The sequence below is a fragment of the Flavobacterium sp. genome (genome assembly GCF_965277525.1).
Taxonomy (GTDB): domain Bacteria; phylum Bacteroidota; class Bacteroidia; order Flavobacteriales; family Flavobacteriaceae; genus Flavobacterium.
Genome location: NZ_CBDIDC010000005.1, coordinates 286,474 through 308,036, shown reverse-complemented (window position 1 = coordinate 308,036; position 21,563 = coordinate 286,474). Strand labels below are relative to the sequence as shown.

The 21,563-nt window shown below is 34.6% G+C and carries 19 protein-coding genes and 2 tRNA genes; 15 read left to right on the top strand and 6 right to left on the bottom strand.

The features are described 5' to 3' along the window. Nucleotides 1-14: 14 nt before the first annotated feature. Nucleotides 15-2,855, bottom strand: coding sequence for a DNA polymerase I (polA, locus tag ACQY44_RS09685; protein ID WP_428230159.1), 2,841 nt, complete (start codon nt 2,853-2,855; stop codon nt 15-17). A gap of 315 nt (nt 2,856-3,170) precedes the next feature. Here polA and ACQY44_RS09680 point away from each other — a divergent pair, with 315 nt between their 5' ends. The 10 genes from ACQY44_RS09680 to ACQY44_RS09635 all read left to right on the top strand — a co-directional run bounded on the left by ACQY44_RS09680 (nt 3,171) and on the right by ACQY44_RS09635 (nt 8,667). Then, entirely contained in the window at nt 3,171-3,389 is a 219-nt protein-coding gene (locus tag ACQY44_RS09680; RefSeq protein WP_428230158.1) for a hypothetical protein, read from the top strand. Between the two features lie 50 nt (nt 3,390-3,439). Next, nucleotides 3,440-3,637, top strand: a complete 198-nt coding sequence (locus ACQY44_RS09675) for a hypothetical protein (RefSeq protein WP_428230157.1) — start codon at nt 3,440-3,442, stop codon at nt 3,635-3,637. 52 nt (nt 3,638-3,689) lie between these two features. Continuing rightward, nucleotides 3,690-3,872, top strand: a complete 183-nt coding sequence (locus ACQY44_RS09670; RefSeq protein ID WP_428230156.1) for a hypothetical protein — start codon at nt 3,690-3,692, stop codon at nt 3,870-3,872. A 53-nt stretch (nt 3,873-3,925) separates the two neighbouring features. Further along, nucleotides 3,926-4,123: a hypothetical protein gene (locus tag ACQY44_RS09665; RefSeq protein ID WP_428230155.1), complete on the top strand. Its 198-nt coding sequence runs from the start codon at nt 3,926-3,928 to the stop codon at nt 4,121-4,123. 53 nt (nt 4,124-4,176) lie between these two features. Then, nucleotides 4,177-4,368 (top strand): hypothetical protein, encoded by a 192-nt coding sequence (locus tag ACQY44_RS09660; protein WP_428230154.1) that lies wholly within the window; start codon nt 4,177-4,179, stop codon nt 4,366-4,368. 191 nt (nt 4,369-4,559) lie between these two features. Then, nucleotides 4,560-5,234: a response regulator transcription factor gene (locus ACQY44_RS09655; RefSeq protein ID WP_428230153.1), complete on the top strand. Its 675-nt coding sequence runs from the start codon at nt 4,560-4,562 to the stop codon at nt 5,232-5,234. Nucleotides 5,235-5,245: 11 nt separating this feature from the next. After that, nucleotides 5,246-6,583 (top strand): sensor histidine kinase, encoded by a 1,338-nt coding sequence (locus ACQY44_RS09650; protein ID WP_428230152.1) that lies wholly within the window; start codon nt 5,246-5,248, stop codon nt 6,581-6,583. Between the two features lie 104 nt (nt 6,584-6,687). Beyond that, nucleotides 6,688-6,876: a hypothetical protein gene (locus ACQY44_RS09645; protein ID WP_065448131.1), complete on the top strand. Its 189-nt coding sequence runs from the start codon at nt 6,688-6,690 to the stop codon at nt 6,874-6,876. A 178-nt stretch (nt 6,877-7,054) separates the two neighbouring features. After that, nucleotides 7,055-8,290, top strand: a complete 1,236-nt coding sequence (locus ACQY44_RS09640) for a metallophosphoesterase (protein WP_428230151.1) — start codon at nt 7,055-7,057, stop codon at nt 8,288-8,290. 74 nt (nt 8,291-8,364) lie between these two features. Next, entirely contained in the window at nt 8,365-8,667 is a 303-nt protein-coding gene (locus tag ACQY44_RS09635) for a thioredoxin family protein (RefSeq protein ID WP_271337669.1), read from the top strand. 25 nt (nt 8,668-8,692) lie between these two features. Here the strand turns inward: ACQY44_RS09635 and ACQY44_RS09630 are convergent, their stop codons facing one another. After that, nucleotides 8,693-9,328 carry a polysaccharide deacetylase family protein gene (locus ACQY44_RS09630; protein ID WP_428230150.1) on the bottom strand — a complete coding sequence of 212 codons (636 nt, stop codon included), beginning with the start codon at nt 9,326-9,328 and terminating at the stop codon, nt 8,693-8,695. Between the two features lie 92 nt (nt 9,329-9,420). Continuing rightward, nucleotides 9,421-12,702: a glycosyltransferase family 117 protein gene (locus tag ACQY44_RS09625; protein WP_428230149.1), complete on the bottom strand. Its 3,282-nt coding sequence runs from the start codon at nt 12,700-12,702 to the stop codon at nt 9,421-9,423. A 246-nt stretch (nt 12,703-12,948) separates the two neighbouring features. Here ACQY44_RS09625 and ACQY44_RS09620 point away from each other — a divergent pair. Together ACQY44_RS09620 and ACQY44_RS09615 are read left to right on the top strand one after the other, a co-directional pair. Next, nucleotides 12,949-13,019: transfer RNA gene (locus tag ACQY44_RS09620), tRNA-Gln, on the top strand. A 97-nt stretch (nt 13,020-13,116) separates the two neighbouring features. After that, nucleotides 13,117-13,187, top strand: a tRNA-Gln gene (locus ACQY44_RS09615). A gap of 83 nt (nt 13,188-13,270) precedes the next feature. On the opposite strand, the gene ACQY44_RS09610 is transcribed toward ACQY44_RS09615, so the two are convergent. The 3 genes from ACQY44_RS09610 to ACQY44_RS09600 all read right to left on the bottom strand — a co-directional run bounded on the left by ACQY44_RS09610 (nt 13,271) and on the right by ACQY44_RS09600 (nt 16,576). After that, entirely contained in the window at nt 13,271-14,074 is an 804-nt protein-coding gene (locus ACQY44_RS09610; RefSeq protein WP_428230148.1) for a helix-turn-helix domain-containing protein, read from the bottom strand. Nucleotides 14,075-14,140: 66 nt separating this feature from the next. Then, nucleotides 14,141-15,556, bottom strand: coding sequence for an aldehyde dehydrogenase family protein (locus ACQY44_RS09605; protein ID WP_428230147.1), 1,416 nt, complete (start codon nt 15,554-15,556; stop codon nt 14,141-14,143). 195 nt (nt 15,557-15,751) lie between these two features. Then, nucleotides 15,752-16,576 (bottom strand): universal stress protein, encoded by an 825-nt coding sequence (locus tag ACQY44_RS09600; protein ID WP_428230146.1) that lies wholly within the window; start codon nt 16,574-16,576, stop codon nt 15,752-15,754. A gap of 174 nt (nt 16,577-16,750) precedes the next feature. On the opposite strand from ACQY44_RS09600, the gene rimP reads away from it, so the two are divergent. From rimP to infB, 3 genes are read left to right on the top strand one after another with little or no spacing between them, the layout of a single operon-like run. After that, a complete protein-coding gene (rimP, locus tag ACQY44_RS09595; protein ID WP_428230145.1) occupies nt 16,751-17,215 on the top strand; it encodes a ribosome assembly cofactor RimP in 465 nt (154 codons plus the stop codon). Nucleotides 17,216-17,228: 13 nt separating this feature from the next. After that, a complete protein-coding gene (nusA, locus tag ACQY44_RS09590; RefSeq protein ID WP_041516381.1) occupies nt 17,229-18,476 on the top strand; it encodes a transcription termination factor NusA in 1,248 nt (415 codons plus the stop codon). 48 nt (nt 18,477-18,524) lie between these two features. Beyond that, nucleotides 18,525-21,407 carry a translation initiation factor IF-2 gene (gene infB / locus ACQY44_RS09585; RefSeq protein ID WP_428230144.1) on the top strand — a complete coding sequence of 961 codons (2,883 nt, stop codon included), beginning with the start codon at nt 18,525-18,527 and terminating at the stop codon, nt 21,405-21,407. Nucleotides 21,408-21,563: the final 156 nt, after the last annotated feature.

Sequence of the window (21,563 nt, the reverse complement as noted above, 5' to 3'; positions counted from 1 at the left end):
GCAATAGAAAAATTCTAATGCGCTTCCAGCCAGTCTTTACCAAGGCCAAGTTCAACATCTAAAGGAACGCTCATCATAAACGCATTTTCCATTTCATGTTTAATCATGGGCTGAATTTTCTCGAGCTCATCGTTGTGAACATCGAACACAAGCTCATCATGCACCTGAAGCAACATTTTTGATTTCCAGTTTTCTTCTTTTAGTTTTTTGTGGATGTTGATCATGGCAATCTTGATCACATCGGCAGCACTTCCCTGAATTGGTGCATTTACAGCATTTCTTTCGGCTGCACTTCTAACCACAGCATTTGCTGAGTTGATGTCTTTTAGATAACGACGACGCCCTAAAATAGTTTGTACATATCCTTTTTCGCGGGCAAATTCTATTTGCTCGTTAATATAAGATCGTAATCTTGGGTATGTTTTATAGTAAGCTTCGATCAAAGCGGCACTTTCACTGCGGGATAACGAAGTCTGATTGCTTAATCCGAAAGCAGAAACACCATATATAATCCCGAAGTTTACGGTTTTGGCATTGCTTCTTTGTTCGCGGGAAACTTCATCTAAAGGAACATCAAAAACTTTTGAGGCTGTTGCTTTGTGAATATCTTCTCCGTTTCTGAAAGCGGCAATCATATTTTCTTCGCCACTTAAAGCGGCAATAATTCTTAGTTCTATTTGCGAGTAATCGGCAGATATTAAAGTGTGGTTTTCATCGCGAGCGACAAAAGCTTTACGTATCTGACGACCTCTTTCAGTACGAATCGGAATGTTTTGCAGGTTTGGGTTGTTCGAACTCAAACGCCCTGTAGCTGCAACAGTCTGCATATAATCGGTATGAACGCGTAATGTTTTTTTGTCTACTTGTTCCGGCAAAGCCAAAATATAAGTACTTTGTAATTTTACCATTTGACGCCAATCCAGAATCTGTTTTACGATTGGGTTGTCATTGGCTAAATAAGTCAAGACTTCTTCGCCAGTCGCATATTGACCTGTTTTGGTTTTCTTTTGTTTGGCTCCGCCAATTTTTAATTTATCAAATAAGATATCTCCTAATTGTTTTGGAGAGGCAAGGTTAAATTTCTCGCCAGCGGTTTCATATATTTTTTCTTCTAAAGATTTAATCTCGATGTCCATTTCTTTAGACATGATACTTAGAAATTCAACATCTAAACGAATTCCTTCTGTTTCCATGTCGGCTAAAACACTTACTAATGGAATTTCAATTTCATTAAATAACTTTTTAGTTTCGGATTTGTCTAATTCGGCGGTGAAAATTTCTTTTAATTGGAATGTTATATCAGCATCTTCAGCCGCATATTCCTTAATTTCTTCAAGAGCTACGTCACGCATTGTGATCTGATTTTTACCTTTTTTACCAATTAAAGTTTCAATTGATTTAGGCGAATATTTCAAATACGTTTCTGCCAGAATATCCATGTTATGGCGCATATCCGGATTAATCAAATAATGCGCAATCATTGTGTCAAAAAGTTTTCCTTTTACGGTTACGCCATAATTAGAAAGAATCTTTAAGTCATATTTTAAATTCTGACCAATCTTTTCGATATTTTCATTCTCAAAAAACGGCTTAAATTTATCAACTAGCATTTGACTTTCTTCCTGGCTTTCCGGAAAAGGAACGTAAAATGCTTTTCCTTTTTCATACGCGAAAGACATTCCGACTAATTCAGCGTGCAAAGCGTCTAAACCTGTAGTTTCGGTATCAAAACAAACAGAAGTTTGTTTTTGTAAATTCTGCAAAAGTAATTTAATTCCTAAATCGCCTTCAACAGCCTGATAGGAGTGAGGTGTATTTTCTAAAGTATTATAAAATGAAGTTCTTTCTTCAGTGGTTTCATCTGTAGTTGCACCGCCACCAAAAAGATCAAACTGATCGTCATTTTTAGGTTGTGGTTTTTTGTATAATTTAGCTTCATCAGCTTTGTTTGCCAATTCATTTCCGCCGCCAACTTTAAATAAGTTGTCAAATTGCTCTGCCATTCTTCTGAATTCCAATTCCTGAAAAATAGCATCGGTTTTTTCAATATCAGGACGCGAAAGTTCGTAGTCATCTTCATTAAAAACCACATCACAATCGCATATAATAGTAGCCAGTTTTTTCGATAAGATTCCTTTTTCTTTATTGGCTTCGATATTTTCCTTCATTTTACCTTTCAGTAAATGCGTATTTTCTAAAAGATTTTCCATCGAACCAAATTCTTTCAGAAACTTTTTGGCAGTAACTTCGCCAACGCCCGGTAATCCCGGGATATTATCTACGGCATCTCCCATCATTCCAAGGAAGTCAATTACTTGTTCCGGTTTTTCGATTTCAAATTTTGCCAAAACTTCCGGAACACCCCAAATTTCAATACCATTTCCCATTCGGGCCGGCTTGTACATGAATATATTTTCAGAAACTAATTGGGCAAAATCCTTATCAGGAGTTACCATATAAACTTTGTAGTTCTCTTTTTCGGCTTGTTTGGCAATAGTTCCAATTAAATCGTCGGCCTCGCAGCCTTCTATTTCAATAATAGGAATGTGCATTGCTTTTAGTAAATCCTGAATATAAGGTATAGCAATTTTAATCGCTTCTGGTGTTGCATCGCGATTGGCTTTATAATCAGTAAACATTTCGCTTCTCACATGACTTCCGCCTTTGTCAAAAGCTACCGCCAAATGATCTGGTTTTTCACGTTTAATAACGTCTAAAATCGAGTTCATGAAACCCATGATCGCAGATGTGTCCATTCCTTTTGAATTGATTCTCGGGTTTTTTATAAAGGCATAATAACCACGAAATATTAAAGCGTAAGCATCGAGAAGGAAAAGGCGTTTTTGAGTTGACATAAAAAAAATATTAGTCTGTAAAAATAAACAATTGGGTCTCAAAAAATAATCAAAAAAGGAATTTTTTACCTTATAAGTAATATAAGTTCATTTTAGCAGCGCGCACAACGTAGAGATGCACCCGCAGTGCGTCTAATTATCATGGGTGCTAAATATTTAAATGAGCTTATTATTATTTATGGTGCAAAAAAAACGTACCAATCGTTAATGTCAAGTTAAAATATTTATGTAGGAGGTTTTCTTCATTTTGTCTTCATATTACAGGGGTACATTTGATCTATAAAATAAGAGATACCAATTTAAATACCAGAAATCATGAAAAATTCATTAATGTTATTAGCAGCGGTTTTAGGAACAAGTATAATGGTTTCGGCAGCTCCAACTCCAGTGAAAAAAGCAGCAGTAAAAGAAGTTAAAACTACTCCTGTAAAAGAAGTTAAAGCTACAAAAAATGCTAAAGCCAAATCTGATAAAAAAGCAAAATCAGAAAAAACGATGGCTGCAAAAGCAGAAGCTCCAAAAGTCAAAAAATAAAACAAACATTGTTATAAAATAAAAGTTATTAATTTAAAATATTAGAAATTATGAGAAATTTATTGATGTTACTAGTAGCAGTTTTAGGAACAAGTGCAATGGTAAGTGCGTTTCCTGCAAAAGAGGTAAAAGCAGCTCCTGCAAAAGAAGTGAAAGCGACAAAGCATCCTAAAAACAAATCTGATAAAAAAGCAAAATCAGAAAAAACTGTAGCTCCAAAAGTGGAAGCTCCACAAGTGAAAAAATAAGGAAAAAGGTTATTATAAAATAAAAGGTTAACTAATTTAAAACTTAAAAGTCATGAAAAATTTATTTATCGCATTAGCAGCAGTTTTAGGAACAAGTGTAATGGTAAGTGCTCAAACAACTCCAACTCAGGCTGCACCTGCAAAAGAGGTTAAAGCAACAAAACACCATAAAAATAAAGCAGACAAAAAAGTAAAAGCAGAAGCTCCAAAAGCAGAAACTCCAAAAGTAAAATAAGAATATAAGTTCTTATAAAAATAATAAGGTGAACTAATTAAAATTTAAAAATCATGAAAAATTTATTTATAGTATTAGCAGCAGTTTTAGGAACAAGTGTAATGGTAAGTGCTCAAACCACTCCAGCTCAGGCTGTACCTGCAAAAGAGGTTAAAGCAACAAAACACCACAAAAATAAAGCAGACAAAAAAGTAAAAGCAGAAGCTCCAAAAGCAGAAACTCCAAAAGCAGAAACTCCAAAAGTAAAATAAGAATATAAGTTCTTATAAAAATAATAAGGTTAACTAATTAAAATTTAAAAATCATGAAAAATTTATTTATCGTATTAGCAGCAGTTTTAGGAACAAGTGTAATGGTAAGTGCTCAAACCACTCCAACTCAGGCTGCACCTGCAAAAGAGGTTAAAGCAACGAAACACCACAAAAATAAAGCAGACAAAAAAGTAAAATCAGAAAAAAGTGAGGCTCCAAAAGCGGATGCAACCAAAATGAAATAGTATAAATTGTTTTTGTTCTGCTTTCGGGGAATTGTCAGAACAGCAAAACAAAAAGAATGATTATGGAGAATGCTGGTGGAGAAAGCTGATAAAGAAATTTATCAGCTTTTTTTGATTCATTATATTTTTTAATAATTTGCAACAAGGCTTTTTATATTTGCTTAAATTTAGTTGCGCTTAAACGCTGTATTATGAATATTTTAATTGTTGAAGATAGTAAAGAGCTCGCTGTCGAGGTTTATGATTTTTTATGTAACGTAGGTTACGTTTGTAAAATTGCTCATAATTGCAGTGATGCTTTAGAAGAGGTGAGTAGTAATGATTATGATGCAATGCTTCTTGATCTTGGTTTGCCGGACGGAGATGGTTTTGATGTTTTGAAAACTGTTCGAAAAACAAAATCAAAAATGGCTGTAATTGTACTTACGGCCCGAGGCGAGTTAGATGACAGGATAAATGGTCTTCATCTTGGTGCTGATGATTATTTGACAAAGCCTTTTGCCTTGACAGAACTTAGTGCGCGATTGTTTGCTGTAATTCGCAGAATTCACGGATTTACTTTAAATAATTTAAGCATACATGGCTTTTTGTTACAGCTCCAGGATTATAAGGTGAGTTATAATGACATTCCACTTAGTTTAACAAAAAAAGAGTTTGATATTTTTCAATATTTGGTGCTGAATAAAAATAGGGTAATTACCAGATTGCAACTTACAGAACATATTTGGGGAGATATTCTCGAGGTTAATTCAGATTCTAATTTTATAGATGTCCATGTTCGAAACCTTCGAAAAAAACTGGATAAGCATACTAATATAGATTGGTTTGAAACGGTTAGAAATGTCGGTTATCGTATTAATGAATAAATAGAAGTATTGTGAAGATAAAACACCAGTTGGCTATTTTTAATGCGCTGACAAGATTGTTGGTAATTTTGATTCTGTGGTTAATGTTGCCAATTTTGGTTCAGGATGTGGTCTACAGACATATCAATAATGGATTGCTGGAAAAAAAGAAGAAATTTATTGATCATTTAGATCGAAATGAAATTAATGATTTTATCGAAAATTCAGATGATTCAACAGAAACGTATTCACAATTTTCTACACTGCACAGTGAGTTTTTGGTGCTTTCAAAATCTCCGGTAAAACCAAATCAGAAGAAGGATATTTTTACCAATGAATATCGCATTATTGAAGGCGAAGAAAATGAGTACAGAATCCTGCAATATCATTTTACGTTCGATAATCAGGGCTATCAGCTGGAAATAGGAAGTAACCTTGGCGAGGTAAAAGATCTTACTTTTATTATTCGGTTTTTTATTATAATTGTTTTTGTAGTCATTCTTTTGATCACTTTTTTGGCAGATACTTTTTATATCGAATATTTGCTGAAGCCCTTTTATAAAATTATTGATACAAAAATAAGGCGGGTCAACGAACCGGAAGCTTTTGATCATACGCCCATAAAGGCAAGATCAAGGGATTTTAGAGAACTTGATTTTGTTTTGAATCAGATGATGGATCGTATAGCAGAACTTTTCAAAAAAGAAAAACAATTTATTTCGAATGTTTCTCATGAATTGCTTACGCCAATTGCTTTGCTTAAAAACAAGTTCGAGAACCTGCTTCAAAATGATTCTTTAGATGATAATGCTTTTGATAAAATTGCGGGTTCACTAAGAACACTCGATATGCTCAAGAAAATCATCAATAATTTATTGCTGATTTCGAGAATCGAGAACAATCAGTATGAAGCAAATGAATGTGTTAATTTTCATGAGCTTGTTACGGATCTTCAGGAGGATTTGCAAGACAGGATTGAAGATAGAGAAATTCAGTTTTTGAATAAAATGGAGCATGATTTTGTTTTTACAGGAAATAAAACGCTCATTCATATTCTAATTTATAATTTGGTAACCAATGCTATAAAATACAATAAGCCAAAAGGAAGCATTGAGATTACAGATGGTTTTTTAGAGAGCAATTATTTTATTTCGATAAGCGATTCCGGTATTGGAATGAATGCTTCTCAGATAGAAAAGATTTTCAATCGCTTTGCCAGAATCAGTTCAGATCAGGATGGGCAAGGCTTAGGGCTTGCAATTGCAGATAGTATAGCTTCTTTTCATCATATCGAAATAAAAGTTACTTCAAAGATAAATGAAGGTACAACCTTTGTTTTATTGTTTCCGGAAGCATTAAAACACAATTAAATGTTAATTTTTTTCTAGTAGCTCAATCTTCATTTAATCTTCATTTAACAGATATACATTTGAGGTATAAATAAATCAAAATAATAATCATAAAAACAACAATCATGAAAAAATTAGTAATGTTAGCAGTAGCTGTTTTAGGAACAACTGCAATGGTAAGCGCTCAAACAACTCCAGCACAAACAACTCCGGCAAAAGAAGCAAAAGCTCCTAAAAAAGAGAAAAAAGCAGACAAAAAAGCTAAAAAAGCGGAAGTAAAAGCTGAAGCAGCAAAACCAGAAGCTAAAAAATAAAACGACATAAGTTTACGAATGTAAACTGTGTTGTGGATTATAAAGGTTTTAAAAAAATTTGGTAGAGAAAAGCTGGTAGAGAAATCTATCAGCTTTTTGCTGTTATTTGAGTTAAATTTTTGATAATAGAAAGCCATACAATTTCCATTCTTTGTTACTTTGTTTAAAACTATAAATAATGATATTACGTTTTTTAATGCTATGTGCTCTTTTTTTGTTTATTGAGTTCTATTCTTACCAGGCCTTCCGTACTTTAATTAAATTAAGATGGGTTTTGGTGAGTTACCAAATTATAAGTGTACTGCTTTTAATTTTTATCATTTACTCTTTTACACAGTTTGATCGTTCAGTTGGGCAAACCAAGCAAACCATGTTTACAATGGGGTTGATGTTGTTGGTCTATGTTCCGAAAATAGTTTTAACACTTGTGATGTTTGGAGAAGATATTTTTAGAATAGGGGCAAGTATCCTGAATTATTTTATGTACAATGCTTCTCGTTCAGAAATGATGCCAAACAGACGAAAGTTTGTGAGTCAGATTGCATTAGGTTTAGCTGCTGTTCCTTTTTTATCTTTGATTTACGGAATTTTTGAAGGCAAGTATAATTTTAAAGTTTTTAGGCAAACAATATATTTTCCTGATTTACCGGATGCTTTTGATGGTTTTAAAATTACTCAGATCTCAGACGTTCATAGCGGAAGTTTTGATAATCCGGAAAAGATAAATTATGCAATTGATTTGATAAATGAGCAAGAGGCCGATATGATTTTGTTTACAGGAGATATTGTAAATACTCATGCTAAAGAAATGTATCCTTGGCTGGAGACTTTCAATAGAATAAAACAATATAAATATGGGAAATTTTCCGTTTTGGGAAACCATGATTATGGCGAATATGTGACGTGGCCTTCTGAAAAAGAAAAAGACGAGAATTTCGCGGCGATTAAAAATCTTTACGGACAAATTGGTTTTGAGCTTTTATTAAACGAACATACTTATATTCAAAAAGGCGATGATAAAATTGCGCTAATTGGAGTAGAAAACTGGGGACAGAATTTTAAAAAAGCAGGAGATTTAAATAAAGCTTCTCAAAACGTGCATCAGGACGATTTTAAGGTGCTAATGAGTCATGATCCGAGTCATTGGGAATATGAGATTAAAAATCATCCTAAAAACTTTCATTTAACATTAGCAGGTCATACGCATGGAATGCAATTTGGAATAGAAATTCCAGGGTATTTTAAATGGAGTCTTGCGCAATATATTTACAAACAATGGGCTGGATTATATGAAAATGTGGGCCGATATGTATATGTAAACAGAGGGTTTGGTTTTCATGCTTATCCTGGAAGAGTGGGTATTATGCCCGAAATAACAGTGATTGAACTAAAAAAAGGGAACAATGTGGCTTAATTCGTTAAAAATGCTACATTTGTATATCATTATCTCTTTTTAACAGAATAAAAAAGAATTAAATTTTTGGTTTTATGTCAAAATTTGGAGAACTTATAAATGCTCAGGTTCCAGTGTTAATTGATTTTTACACAGATTGGAACGAATCATCTGTATCGATGCATCCTGTTATTAAGGATGTTGCGGCTGCGCTAGGCGATAAAGCCAAAGTGATTAAAATTGATGTGGATAAAAATCAGGAATTAGCAGAAGCATTACGCATCAAAGGACTTCCTACTTTGATGATTTATAAAGAAGGGCAAATGATCTGGAGACAATCGGGTGAGTTGGATGCTAATACAATTATCGGAATTGTCCAGGAGCAATTCGATTTATAAATTACTTCTTCTTTGTTGATGTTGTTTAATGAATAATATCAAATGTATATCCGTTTTCCTTTAAGAAGTGTAAAGTTTTAGGCAAGGCAAATTTTAAATTTGGAGAAGCCTTAATACTGTCATGAAATACAATTACGCTTCCGGATTTTACGTTTTTTGTAACGTTTTCAAGACACTTTTCTGGAGTAATGCTCTGATCAAAGTCTGCGCTTAAAACATCCCACATGATGATTTTGTATCCTAATTTTCGTAGGATCTTAGATTGTGCTTTTTTTATCTTACCATAAGGAGGGCGAAATATGAGGTTGCATGTCTTTTCTTCTTCCAGAACAGCAGCACAATTCTTTACATTTTCAATATAGTCGTTGTTGTTGCTTTTCCATCCATTAACATGGTTCATGGTATGATTTCCTATCGAATGTCCTTCGGTAATTAACTTTTCGAATAAAGATAGATTGGCTTTTATGTTTTTGCCAATACAGAAGAATGTAGCTTTTGCATCAAATTTTCTCAATTCAGATAAAACCCAATCTGTGATCTCCGGAGTTGGGCCATCATCAAAAGTGAGGTATATTTTCTTTTCGTTGTTTGGGATGTCCCAACAATATTTAGAAAATACCCTTTTGATGAATGAATTTGTTTTTACCCAGTAAAAGCTCATTTTAAATTGATTTACAGATATGTAAAAATAAAAAATGCAGCGCTATTTATCAAATCGCGCTGCATTTTTTTAATTGCTATGTTTTTCGTATATTATTCTTTTTCTCTCCCAAAACGCTCGAAAACATTTACATAAGTATTAAATGTTACTTTGTGTTTCTCATAGAAAGCAAGATCATTATTGTCTTTCATAACTTGCAATAAACTTCTGTATCGCTCAATATCAGTAATAATATCAATTGCTAAGTCTGTTTGGTCGCCAGGCGTTAATGTCGCATAGTAGTTAAGGTCTTCTTTATATTTCTGAACCAGTTTGTTTAGCAAATCATGGGCTTTAGCGGTTTCTCCAACTTTATAGTATCCCCCTGCAAATGGTTCTACAAGCGAATAGTAGCCAAATTTGTCTAAAGGCATTTTTGTCATCGCTAAGTTGATAATATTCTTCGCTTTATCAATTTTGCCTTCTGCGATAAGCTGATCCATTAAACGGGATAAATTTGTACGGTAGGTGATGCTGTTTCTTCTGGTTTCCGGATCATGATAAATTTTATCGCTATCACTATTACCCCAATCCCATTTCATTACAATGTCGTACATTTTATCGGCATCAATTTGGCCCATATCCATTGGTCCGCCATCTTTTGAAGGTTTGTTTTTGATAGGTACTAATTTGTAAACCATTCCGTCTAACTGCAGGTAATCTTTTAGCCATAAGTAGTCTTCATCGTCAAAAGCGCCTCCACTAAAGTAAATAGGTCTTTTCCAGTTGTTGTTGGCTAATATGTCCAGCATCATTAAGCGGTTTTTGTACAATGCGCTTCCTTTGATGTCAATATCCATATAAGGAACAATAGAATCGTTGTATTTTGGATTAACGACTTTGTTTTTGATGATAATATCTTTATCAACGTTAACCCTGATTTTATTGGTTGGATAAAAATGAATGGTTTGCCCGTTTTGTAAACCTACAGTTGATTTTGGATTTTTAATAAAATCAATAAAATCAATAATATTCCAACGTGTTTCAATTTTAGGAATGTGAGCTACATAATCCAGGTTATCACCCACATACTGATCGTGTGTGAAAGATATTGGTAAAGGATCAGATTCGTATGCCTTTGCTTTCATTTGATCGATATACCAATCTGTCATAAATAAACTTGTATTTACAATTTTAACATCGGTTCTGATGCCTTCAATTTCCTGAGCATACCATAGCGGGAAAGTGTCATTGTCCCCAATGGTGAATAAAATGGCATTTTTATCGCAGGAATTCAAATAAGCTTTAGCCATTGCTACGGCAGTATATCTTCCTGATCTGTCGTGGTCATCCCAGTTTTGAGAAGCCATTAAAACAGGAGCAGCTAATAAACTTGCGGCAATAATAACTGGGCCGGCAATTTTAGGTGCAATATATTTCTGGATGCTTTCGTACAGCGAATAAACTCCAAAGCCTATCCAGATTGCAAATACATAAAAGGATCCTACAAGTGCATAATCTCTTTCTCGAGGTTCGAAAGGTCGCTCGTTCAGGTATATTTTCAATGCAATTCCGGTAAATAAAAACAAAGCCAGAAGCACATAAAAGCTTTTAAGATCTTTATTGGCGTGATACATTATTCCGATAACCCCTAAAATGAAAGGCAGGAAAAAGTAAACATTTCTTCCTTTATTGTTTAAGACATCTGATGGTAAATTATCTTGAGAGCCAAGATGTAAGGAGTCAAGTACTTTGATTCCGCTAATCCAGTTTCCGTCCAGATTATCATATTTCCCCTGAACATCACTTTGGCGTCCAACGAAATTCCACATCAAATACCTCCAGTACATATATCCAAATTGGTATTCGAACATAAAACTGAAATTGTCAACAGCTGATGGTTTTTCGATAATTAAATAATCGCCATAGCTTTTTAAGAATTTAACGTAGCCTTCGTTGTCAATTTGTTTTTGCGCGTAAGCTTTTCTGAATTCAGAAACTGTTTTTTCAACTTCATTACGCAATTGCGCAGTTGCTTTGTTATATTCTTCTTCGCTTAACTGACTTGCATCAATTCCGTATTTCCCTAAATCCTGTTCGTAATCATAATTAGGATTTATCTTGAATTTAGGAGGATTTGTAAAGCTGATATAGTTTTGAATGTGTCCTGTTTCAGTGCTCCACATTCTTGGTAAAAATGCTTTTTGATTATCATCAGTATTTTGACTGGCATTTTTAAAATTATTGGTAATGATGTATTTGCCCGTTTTATAATCTCTTTCGTAATTGGGTTTTTTGTCTGAATACGGATTTTTTGCATCAAGACCGGCAAAAACTTCTGTGTATTGAGGTCCGTAGAATAAAGGATTTACTCCATATTGTTCACGATTATAGTATGCTAATACCTCTGCAGCATCTGATGGTTTATTCTCGTTGATTACAGGGTTGGCATTAGCGCGAACAGGTAGCATCATCCAGGTTGAGAAACCTATGAAAATAAATAAGATGCAAAGTATTATGGTATTATAGAAAATGAGTCCTTTTTGTTTGGTGTATTTTAGACCAAAATAGAAGAAAGCAACTAAGAGTAGTGCAACAAATATGGTTCCGGAGTTAAAAGGTAGTCCAAAATTATTTACCATGAAAACCTCAGTATCAGCAAATGCTGCCATTGTTAACGGTAGTAATAAAATGAAAATAAACAACAAAATACCAATTACGGCAACATTGGCAATAAGAAAGTTTTTAATGGTAACTTTTTCATAATGTTTAAAGTAATACAGAAATCCTATTGATGGTATGGTTAACAAAGCCATAAAGTGAACTCCAAATGAAAGTCCGATAACAAGTGAAATAATTAACAACCATTTATTTCCTTTAGGTTTATCCATGTCTTGTTCCCAACGAAGGCCTAGCCAGAAAAGTAATGCAATTAATAAAGATGCCATTGCATAAACTTCGGCTTCCACTGCATTAAACCAGAAACTGTCAGAGAAAGTATAAGCTAGCGCTCCAACAAAAGAACTTCCTAATATAACAATTGAATTGTTTTGATTGATTTCTGAAAAACGTCCAACAATTTTTTTCAAAATCATAGAAGAGGACCAAAACATAAACAGAATGGTAAAGGCACTTGAGAAAACAGACATCATGTTGACCATTACAGCAACATGTTGTGCATCAATAGCAAACATGGCAAAAAATGCGCCCATCATCTGGAACAAAGGAGCTCCGGGTGGGTGACCAACTTCTAGTTTAGCGGCTGTGGCAATGTATTCGCCACAATCCCAAAAGCTCATAGTAGGTTCGACAGTTAATGTATAGGTAATTAAAGCGATTGCAAATGCAAACCAACCAATAATTGTATTCCATTTATTGAAATTGAATTGTGCCATATTTAGGTGTTAAAATTTTGTATGTTTTTAATCTTACAAAGAAAATGTTTTTTTGTTTAAAGAAACGTGCATTAACAAAAAATTCTATAAAAGTATTTGGTTAAAGTAATGTGTTGTTTGTGAAATACTTGTGAAATTATTATGGGTTTTGATGAAGAAAAAATGAAAAAAAATGATTTTTTTTTATCAAAAAGTTTGTGCAAACTAAAAAAAGCTTTAAATTTGCACTCGCTTAACCGCTTTTACTGGTCTATGGTGTAATGGTAACACAACTGTTTTTGGTGCAGTCTTTCAAGGTTCGAGTCCTTGTAGACCAACAAAAAAGCCTCTCAATCGAGAGGCTTTTTTTATGCAAAAAAAATTTGCGCAAACTAAAAAAAAGTTTTAAGTTTGCGCTCGCTTAACCGCTTTTACTGGTCTATGGTGTAATGGTAACACAACTGTTTTTGGTGCAGTCTTTCAAGGTTCGAGTCCTTGTAGACCAACAAAAAAAGCCTCTCAGTCGAGAGGCTTTTTTTATGCGATAAATTTTGGATTTGGTTTTTTGGATTCTCTGATTTCTGAATTGTTATTTTGTGAGTAAAGAGGAGGGAGCGACTCCGAATTTTTTCTTAAATGAAAAGGAGAAATGGGATAAATCTTCAAAACCAACTCCTGTGTAAACTTCTGATGGAGATTTTCCCTGATTGATTAAATAATAGGCTTCTTGTAGTCTTTTATTTAGTAGCCATTTTCCGGGTGCTTCTTCGAATACTTTTTGAAAATCTCTTTTAAAAGTGGCTAAACTTCTGCCGGTGAGATAAGCAAAACGAGTAAGATGAACATTGAAATGAAAATTCTTATTCATGAAAGCTTCCAGGTCGATTTTGCCGGGTTCGTTAAAATCAAATAAAATATCTTTTAATTCGGGATTTACTTTAAGTAAAAGATGTACGGCTTCTTTTATTTTTAAATTGAATAAAGCTTCGTTGTTTTCTTGTTCTACTTCCAGGTAAGATATAAGTGATTCCATGAAGGATTTATAAAGCGCATTTGCGGCTAATGAAATCATGGCTTTAGAATCTGATCTTTTGTTGATTTTAAAATCGTATTCGGTGCTTATTTCATGCAGGATTTTCTGATCTAAGAAAAGTGATATGGTTTTGAATTCGCCTCCTTCGGGTGGGATTTTGACAAATTTGGCTAAATGATTTCTTTTGCTAAAACGAAAATCACCTTCTTTTGAAATGTAGGTATTCTTGCTGTCAGAAGCGATCATTTCTCCGGAAATCTGATAGCTAAACACGTGTTCCGGTATGAAATGTTCTCCTTTGTGGCTACGGGCAAAATAGCAGGAGTAGAGTATCTTTGGTTTTGTTGTTTTTGTTGTCATAGTGTAAATTTACTAAAAGATCCGTAAAATCTTTGGGTAAGATTTTACGGATTTTATTGTGCTTGTTTATTTAATCAAGGCTTTTGGCTCAAGATAGGCTTCGAGTCCAATCGTGCCAAATTCGCGGCCAATTCCTGATTGTTTGAATCCTCCAAAAGGAGCCATTGGATCATGGCCAATTCCGTTTATTTGTACACGTCCTGCGTTTATTTGTGAAGCAACTTTATGGGCTCTTTTTTCGTCTGATGAGCTTACATAAGCTTGTAATCCGTAAGTGGTGTCATTGGCAATTTCGATGGCTTCTTCTTCTGTTTTGTATGTTATAATAGATAAAACAGGGCCGAAGATTTCTTCTCTTGCAATTCGCATTTGATTATTTACATTTATGAAAACAGTTGGTTTTACAAAATTTCCTTCTTCTAATCCTTCCGGTTTTCCTAATCCTCCAATTAGTATTTCTGCTCCTTCATTAATGCCAATCTGAATGTAGCTTTGAACGCGTTCGTATTGTTTTGTGTTGACCATTGGTCCAACTGCTGTTGTTGCGTTTTTTGGGTCGCCAACGATTGTTTTTGTTACTATTTCTTTTACGAGTTCTTTTACTTTGTTCAGGCTGTTCTCCGGAACTAGTAATCTGGTTCCTGCAATGCATGCTTGTCCGTTATTCATATAAGCAGCAATTAAGGCAAGTGGAATTGCTTGGTTTAAATTTGCATCGTCAAGAATGATGTTAGGTGACTTTCCTCCAAGTTCCAGGGTGACACGTTTCATGGTTTCTACGGCTTCTTTTGCGATTATTTTTCCAACATTTGTAGATCCTGTAAAAGAAATTTTTGAAATATCCGGATTACGGCTTATTTCTGCTCCAACTATTTCTCCTAGTCCGTTAACAATATTAAAAACTCCTTTTGGTAAACCGGCTTCGTGCAGGCATTCGCTAATTAATTGTGTTTGTTGTGCGCTCATTTCGCTTGGTTTTATTACGGAGGTGCATCCTGCTGCTATTGCGGTGGATAGTTTGCTGCAGATAAAACCATTGCTTGAGTTCCATGGGATTATAATTCCAACTACGCCAAGTGGTGTCATTTGTACTTCAGATTCTCCCATGATTTTGGTAAAATCGTAAGTGTTTAGTAGATCAATGATGGAGTCGAAGCCTTTTAGCATAAAGTCATAGCTCATTGTTGCGAATTGAAGTGTTCCTCCGTATTCTTCGACCATTACATCGATGAATTCGCTTTTTCTTTTTTCGATAGCAACTTTGATGTTTTGTAAATATTGAATTCTTTCCTCTGTTGTGGTTTTAGAGAAAGTTTTAAAAGCTTCTTTCGCTGCGGCTATAGCGTTTTGTGCGTCTTTTTGATTTCCTAAAAGTACTTTTCCTAGTTTTTTATTTGTTGTTGGGCTTATGAGATTAAAGTACTCTGTTCCTTGTGGAGTGATAAATTCTCCGTTAATGTAAATTTTGTCTATTGTTTTCATGTTGTAATGTTTAAGAATTTTATTTGACAAAGATCCGGATTAAGAAGGTTGTTGGCTTTGTTGAAAAGCTCAATGTGACTTTGTTGGAAAGCTCATTAAGAATTATTTTCTAATAAAAGAGATGTATTTGTGATCTATAAAAAAAAACCTCTCGATGGAGAGGTTTTGTGTGATGAAACTTGAGTGAAAGTGTTTTTAAATTTTAAATGTTATAACAGGCTTTACGGAGTGATTGACCAGGCCTTCGCTTATACTGCCGTTGAAAAAGTGGGCAAAACCAGTTCTTCCATGCGTGCACATTCCGATAATATCTGCGTCTATACTGTTTGAAAAGTTGATAATCCCTTTCTCTATGTTGGTGTCATTGTAGATATTTGTTGTGTAATTTGTAAGGTTAAATTCGTTTGCGAAATTGGTCATTGCTTTTTCTGCAACGTGAGTTGGTTTGAAGCTGTTTGGTGTGCAAACTGTAACCAAATGTAATTTTGATTCGAAGGATTTAGTGAAGTTTAAAAGCTTTTTGAAAGGTTTTTTTGTTTCGGCTGAGAAATCAGATGCAAATACAATATTGGTCGCATTAAAATTAGAAATGTCTTTTTTTATAACTAAAACCGGAATTTCAGAATTACGGACCACTTTTTCGGTATTGGAGCCAATTAATAGCTCTTCAATGCCGGAAGAACCGTGTGATCCCATTAGAATAAGATCAATATCGTAATCTTTGCTTACTTGCGAGATGCCGTGAATTGGCTTGTCCATTTTTACAATTTCGATTACTGGTATTCCATTCAGATAAGGTCGTGATGAAATTTCGTCCAGCGTTTCGTTGGCTTTTTTTATGAAAAGCATGGTTTCCGGAATACTTGCGCCTCCCAATACGGCATCATTCATTTGGCTTGGTAATTCAAGCATGTGCAGGATGATAATTTCGGAGTTGTTTTTTGTGGCAATTTGTGCAGCGGCTTTTAAGGCGTTTTCTGCATGTTCAGAGAAATCCGTAGGTACTAGAATTCGTTTCATGTTTTTGGTATTAAATAAAGTGAAATTCTGTTGAATTAATGCTCTCATAAAGGTAAGAATTATTTTTAGAGCAATCTATTTATTTTGATTTATAAAAAAAACACTATATTTGCACCGTTATTTATTAAAATCTAAATAATGAGGGGACTAAGTGTCCCCTCTTTTTATAAAATTATGACATTTAAAGAAAAAGTAAACGGATTAATAGCGGAGGCTCTTTTGGAAAAGCCATCAATTTTTTTGATTGATCTGTCTATTTCAGACTCTTTCAAAATTAGTGTAGGTTTAGACGGGGATAATGGAGTGGCGTTGCAGGATTGCATTGATGTGAGTCGTGCGATCGAGAATAATCTGGATCGTGAAGAACAGGATTTTTCGCTTGAAGTAGCATCGGTTGGAGTAGGATCACCATTGAAAATGATAAGGCAATACATCAAAAATATTGGTAGAACATTGATTGTTACTACAAATAATGAAAAAATTGAAGCAGAATTAGTGGAAGCTAACGATGTTTTTATAATTTTGTCTTGGAAAGCAAGAGAACCGAAAAAAGTAGGAAAAGGAAAAGAAACAGTTCAAAAAGAGCAACAAATACCTTATACAGAAATTAAAGAGGCAATTGTTACAGTAACATTTTAATTAAAGAATTCGCATGGAAAATTTAGCATTAATCGATTCATTCTCAGAGTTTAAAGATAATAAACTTATTGATCGTGTAACGCTTATGGCAATTTTAGAGGATGTGTTTAGAAATGCATTGAAGAAAAAATACGGTTCTGATGATAACTTTGACATCATTATAAATCCTGATAAAGGTGATATGGAGATTTGGAGAAGAAGAGTGATCGTTGCTGATGAAGATCTGGATTTTGAGAACGAAGAAATTACCTTGACTGAAGCAAGAATGATCGAAGCGGATTTTGAAATTGGTGAAGAGGTTTCTGAAGAGGTTAAATTGATTGATCTGGGAAGAAGAGCTATATTAGCTTTGCGTCAAAACTTGATATCTAAAATTCACGAACACGATAATACGAATCTTTATAAACAATTTAAAGATATTATTGGTGATATTTATACTGCAGAAGTGCACCATGTTCGCCCAAGAGTTGTAATTTTGGTGGATGATGAAGGAAATGAAATTGTGCTTCCAAAAGAAAAACAAATTCCATCTGACTTTTTCCGTAAAGGAGATAATGTTCGTGGAATCATTGAAAGCGTTGAATTGAAAGGAAATAAACCTCAAATTATTATGTCCAGAACTTCTGAGAAGTTTTTGGAGAAATTATTTGAACAAGAAATTCCGGAAGTTTTTGACGGTTTAATTACAGTTAAAAATGTAGTGCGTATTCCAGGTGAAAAAGCAAAAGTAGCTGTGGATTCTTATGATGATAGAATTGATCCGGTTGGAGCTTGTGTTGGTATGAAAGGATCTCGTATTCACGGAATTGTACGTGAGTTAGGAAACGAAAATATTGACGTTATCAACTATACAAGTAATATTCAATTGTTTATTACAAGAGCATTAAGCCCTGCAAAAGTTTCTTCAATCAAAATTGATGAAGAAAATAAAAGAGCTGAAGTATTCTTGAAATTAGAAGAAGTTTCTAAAGCAATTGGTAGAGGTGGTCATAATATAAAATTAGCGGGTCAGCTAACAGGTTACGAGCTAGATGTTATCAGAGAAGGTGATGTTGCTAGTGGCGAAGATGATGACGTTGAATTAACAGAGTTTTCAGATGAAATTGAAGGCTGGGTTATCGAGGAATTTGCAAAAATTGGTTTAGATACAGCTAGAAGTATCTTAAAGCAAGAAGTAGAAGATTTAGTAAGAAGAACAGATTTAGAAGAGGAAACTATTCTTGATGTTATGAAAATACTAAAAGAAGAGTTTGATAGCTAGTTATCTGCTCTAACAACACAACGAAAAAGGTAATAATAAAAAGGTTATATGTCTGAAGAGAGAGTAATAAGAATAAACAAGGTTTTAAGGGAATTAAATATTTCGTTAGAAAGAGCTGTTGATTATCTAAAAGATAAGGGAATTGCTATTGATGCAAATCCGAATGCGAAAATTTCTGATAGCGAATTTAATATCCTACAAAGCCAATTTGCGGGCGATAAGGGGAACAAAGAAGCTTCTAAAGAAGTGGGGGAAGAGAAAAGAAAAGAAAAAGAAGCTTTGCGTGTAGAACGTGAAAAAGAAATTGAAGACAAACGCAGACAAGACGAGGAACGTCAAAAACAACAAGAGATTATAAAAGCGAGAGCTGTTGTAACTGCTCCTGTTCAAGTTGGTAAAATTGATTTAAATCCGAAGAAACCTGCAGTTGTTTCTCCTCCTGTTGAGGAGCCGGCTAAAGTTGAAGAGCCGAAAGTTGTTGTTGCTCCAGCTCAACCAGAAAAACCTGTTCAACCTGTTCAAAAAGAAATTGTACAGCCTGAGCCTGTGGCTCCTGTAGTTTCTGAAGAGAAAAAGGTGGAAAAACCTATTATTACAGAGAAAAAAGAAGTAAAAGTAGAAGCTCCAAAAGTGGCGCAAGAACCAGTTGTTTCAACGGATCCTGCAACTGCTGAGGAGACTATCACTACACAATATCAAAAATTATCTGGAACCACTCTTACAGGTCAGACAATTGATTTGTCTCAATTTAATAAACCTAAGAAAAAGAAAGAAGATCCAAAGATAACTCCTAATAAACCAGGAGCTCCGGGAGCCGGAAACAACGCTAATAAAAATAAGCGTAAAAGAATTGCGCCTAAACCGGGAACTCCGGGTGCGCCAAAACCGGCTACACATGCACCGGGAACTCCAAATCCTAATAAGATTACACCAAATACTGGTGGTGGAGGCTTTAATGCAAACAGAAGTGCAAGGCCTGGTTTTGTAAAAGGAAACCGTCCTGCAATTGTTGCTAAAGTTGAGCCTACTGAAGAGGAAGTAAAAAACCAAATTAGAGAAACTCTTGAAAAACTTCAGGGTAAAGGCGGGAAATCAAAAGCAGCTAAATACAGAAGAGATAAAAGAGATACGCACCGTCAGAAATCTGATGAAGAGCAAAGGGCACTTGATGAAGGAAGTAAAACTATTAAAGTTACTGAGTTTGTTACTGTAGGTGAAATTGCAATCATGATGGATGTGCCGATTACTAAAGTAATTGGAACTTGTATGTCTCTTGGTATCATGGTTACCATGAATCAACGTTTAGATGCTGAAACATTAACAATCGTAGCAGATGAATTTGGTTACGAAGTTGAGTTTATTACAGTTGATATCGAAGAGGCTATTGAGGTAGTCGCTGATAAAGAAGAAGATTTAGTGGTGAGGGCACCAATTGTTACTGTAATGGGTCACGTCGATCACGGTAAAACATCTTTACTGGATTATATCCGTAAAGAAAATGTTATCGCTGGTGAGTCTGGAGGTATTACACAGCATATTGGGGCATACGGAGTAACTTTAGATAATGGTCAAAAGATTGCGTTCTTAGATACACCGGGTCACGAGGCGTTTACCGCGATGCGTGCACGTGGAGCTCAGGTTACGGATATCGCAATTATTGTAATTGCTGCGGATGATGATATCATGCCACAAACAAAAGAGGCAATTTCTCACGCACAAGCTGCTGGAGTACCAATTATCTTCGCTATTAATAAGGTGGATAAGCCAAATGCCAATCCGGAGAAAATAAAAGAAAGATTAGCAAGTATGAATTTACTTGTAGAAGATTGGGGAGGAAAAATCCAATCGCATGATATTTCTGCAAAAACAGGATTAGGTGTTAAAGAATTATTAGAAAAAGTGTTATTAGAGGCGGAGATTTTAGATTTAAAATCAAACCCGAATAAAGCAGCACAGGGAACTGTTGTTGAGGCTTTCTTAGATAAAGGAAAAGGATATGTTTCGACTATCCTGGTTCAGCACGGAACACTTAAAATTGGGGATTATATGTTGGCTGGAAAACATCATGGTAAAATTAAAGCCATGCATGATGAAAGAGGGCATACGGTTTTGGAAGCAGGTCCTTCAACTCCGGTATCTGTTTTAGGTTTGGATGGTGCAGCTACTGCAGGTGATAAGTTCAATGTTTTTGAAGATGAAAAAGAAGCAAAACAAATTGCATCTAAGCGTTCTCAGTTAATGCGTGAGCAATCTGTACGTACACAAAGACATATTACGCTTGACGAAATTGGTCGTCGTATTGCTCTTGGTCAGTTTAAAGAATTGAACGTGATCCTTAAAGGAGACGTTGATGGATCTGTTGAGGCATTGTCGGATTCATTCTCTAAACTTTCTACAGAAGAAATTCAAATTAATATCATACATAAAGGTGTTGGGGCAATTACTGAAACTGACGTTATGTTGGCTTCTGCTTCTGATGCGATTATCATTGGATTTAATGTTCGTCCTGCTGGAAACGCAAGACAACTTGCCGATAAAGAAGAGATCGATATCCGTTATTATTCTATTATCTACGCTGCTATCGATGACTTGAAAGATGCAATGGAAGGAATGTTAGCTCCTGAGATGAAAGAAGAGATTTTAGGAACGGCTGAAATTCGTGAGATTTTCAAAATTTCTAAAGTGGGTTCAATCGCTGGTTGTATGGTGATGGATGGTAAAATAATGAGAACTTCTAAAATTAGAGTTATTAGAGATGGAGTAGTGGTGCATACAGGAGAACTTGTTGCATTGAAACGTTTCAAAGATGATGTGAGGGAAGTTTCTAAAGGTTATGATTGTGGTATTCAGATCAAAGGTTACAACGACATCGAGGAAAGAGATGTTATTGAAGCATACCATGAAGTGGCTATCAAGAAGAAATTGAAATAATATTCAATAATTATATTTTAAAGTCCCAATTTATATTGGGACTTTTTTTTGTTTAAAACATTTGTGAAATCGAGTGAATTTGTTTTTGTGTTGGTTTAAATGTGATTTAGATGAGCTTTAATATAAAAGCGATGTTGTAAGTAGGTCAAAAAAATG

Excerpts from the sequence above, each read along its gene's own strand:
- polA (WP_428230159.1), bottom strand. The coding sequence starts at position 2,855 with ATGTCAACTCAAAAACGCCTTTTCCTTCTCGATGCTTACGCTTTAATA.
- ACQY44_RS09680 (WP_428230158.1), top strand. The coding sequence starts at position 3,171 with ATGAAAAATTCATTAATGTTATTAGCAGCGGTTTTAGGAACAAGTATA.
- ACQY44_RS09675 (WP_428230157.1), top strand. The coding sequence starts at position 3,440 with ATGAGAAATTTATTGATGTTACTAGTAGCAGTTTTAGGAACAAGTGCA.
- ACQY44_RS09670 (WP_428230156.1), top strand. The coding sequence starts at position 3,690 with ATGAAAAATTTATTTATCGCATTAGCAGCAGTTTTAGGAACAAGTGTA.
- ACQY44_RS09665 (WP_428230155.1), top strand. The coding sequence starts at position 3,926 with ATGAAAAATTTATTTATAGTATTAGCAGCAGTTTTAGGAACAAGTGTA.
- ACQY44_RS09660 (WP_428230154.1), top strand. The coding sequence starts at position 4,177 with ATGAAAAATTTATTTATCGTATTAGCAGCAGTTTTAGGAACAAGTGTA.
- ACQY44_RS09655 (WP_428230153.1), top strand. The coding sequence starts at position 4,560 with ATGAATATTTTAATTGTTGAAGATAGTAAAGAGCTCGCTGTCGAGGTT.
- ACQY44_RS09645 (WP_065448131.1), top strand. The coding sequence starts at position 6,688 with ATGAAAAAATTAGTAATGTTAGCAGTAGCTGTTTTAGGAACAACTGCA.
- ACQY44_RS09640 (WP_428230151.1), top strand. The coding sequence starts at position 7,055 with ATGATATTACGTTTTTTAATGCTATGTGCTCTTTTTTTGTTTATTGAG.
- ACQY44_RS09635 (WP_271337669.1), top strand. The coding sequence starts at position 8,365 with ATGTCAAAATTTGGAGAACTTATAAATGCTCAGGTTCCAGTGTTAATT.
- ACQY44_RS09630 (WP_428230150.1), bottom strand. The coding sequence starts at position 9,328 with ATGAGCTTTTACTGGGTAAAAACAAATTCATTCATCAAAAGGGTATTT.
- ACQY44_RS09625 (WP_428230149.1), bottom strand. The coding sequence starts at position 12,702 with ATGGCACAATTCAATTTCAATAAATGGAATACAATTATTGGTTGGTTT.
- ACQY44_RS09610 (WP_428230148.1), bottom strand. The coding sequence starts at position 14,074 with ATGACAACAAAAACAACAAAACCAAAGATACTCTACTCCTGCTATTTT.
- ACQY44_RS09605 (WP_428230147.1), bottom strand. The coding sequence starts at position 15,556 with ATGAAAACAATAGACAAAATTTACATTAACGGAGAATTTATCACTCCA.
- ACQY44_RS09600 (WP_428230146.1), bottom strand. The coding sequence starts at position 16,576 with ATGAAACGAATTCTAGTACCTACGGATTTCTCTGAACATGCAGAAAAC.
- rimP (WP_428230145.1), top strand. The coding sequence starts at position 16,751 with ATGACATTTAAAGAAAAAGTAAACGGATTAATAGCGGAGGCTCTTTTG.
- nusA (WP_041516381.1), top strand. The coding sequence starts at position 17,229 with ATGGAAAATTTAGCATTAATCGATTCATTCTCAGAGTTTAAAGATAAT.
- infB (WP_428230144.1), top strand. The coding sequence starts at position 18,525 with ATGTCTGAAGAGAGAGTAATAAGAATAAACAAGGTTTTAAGGGAATTA.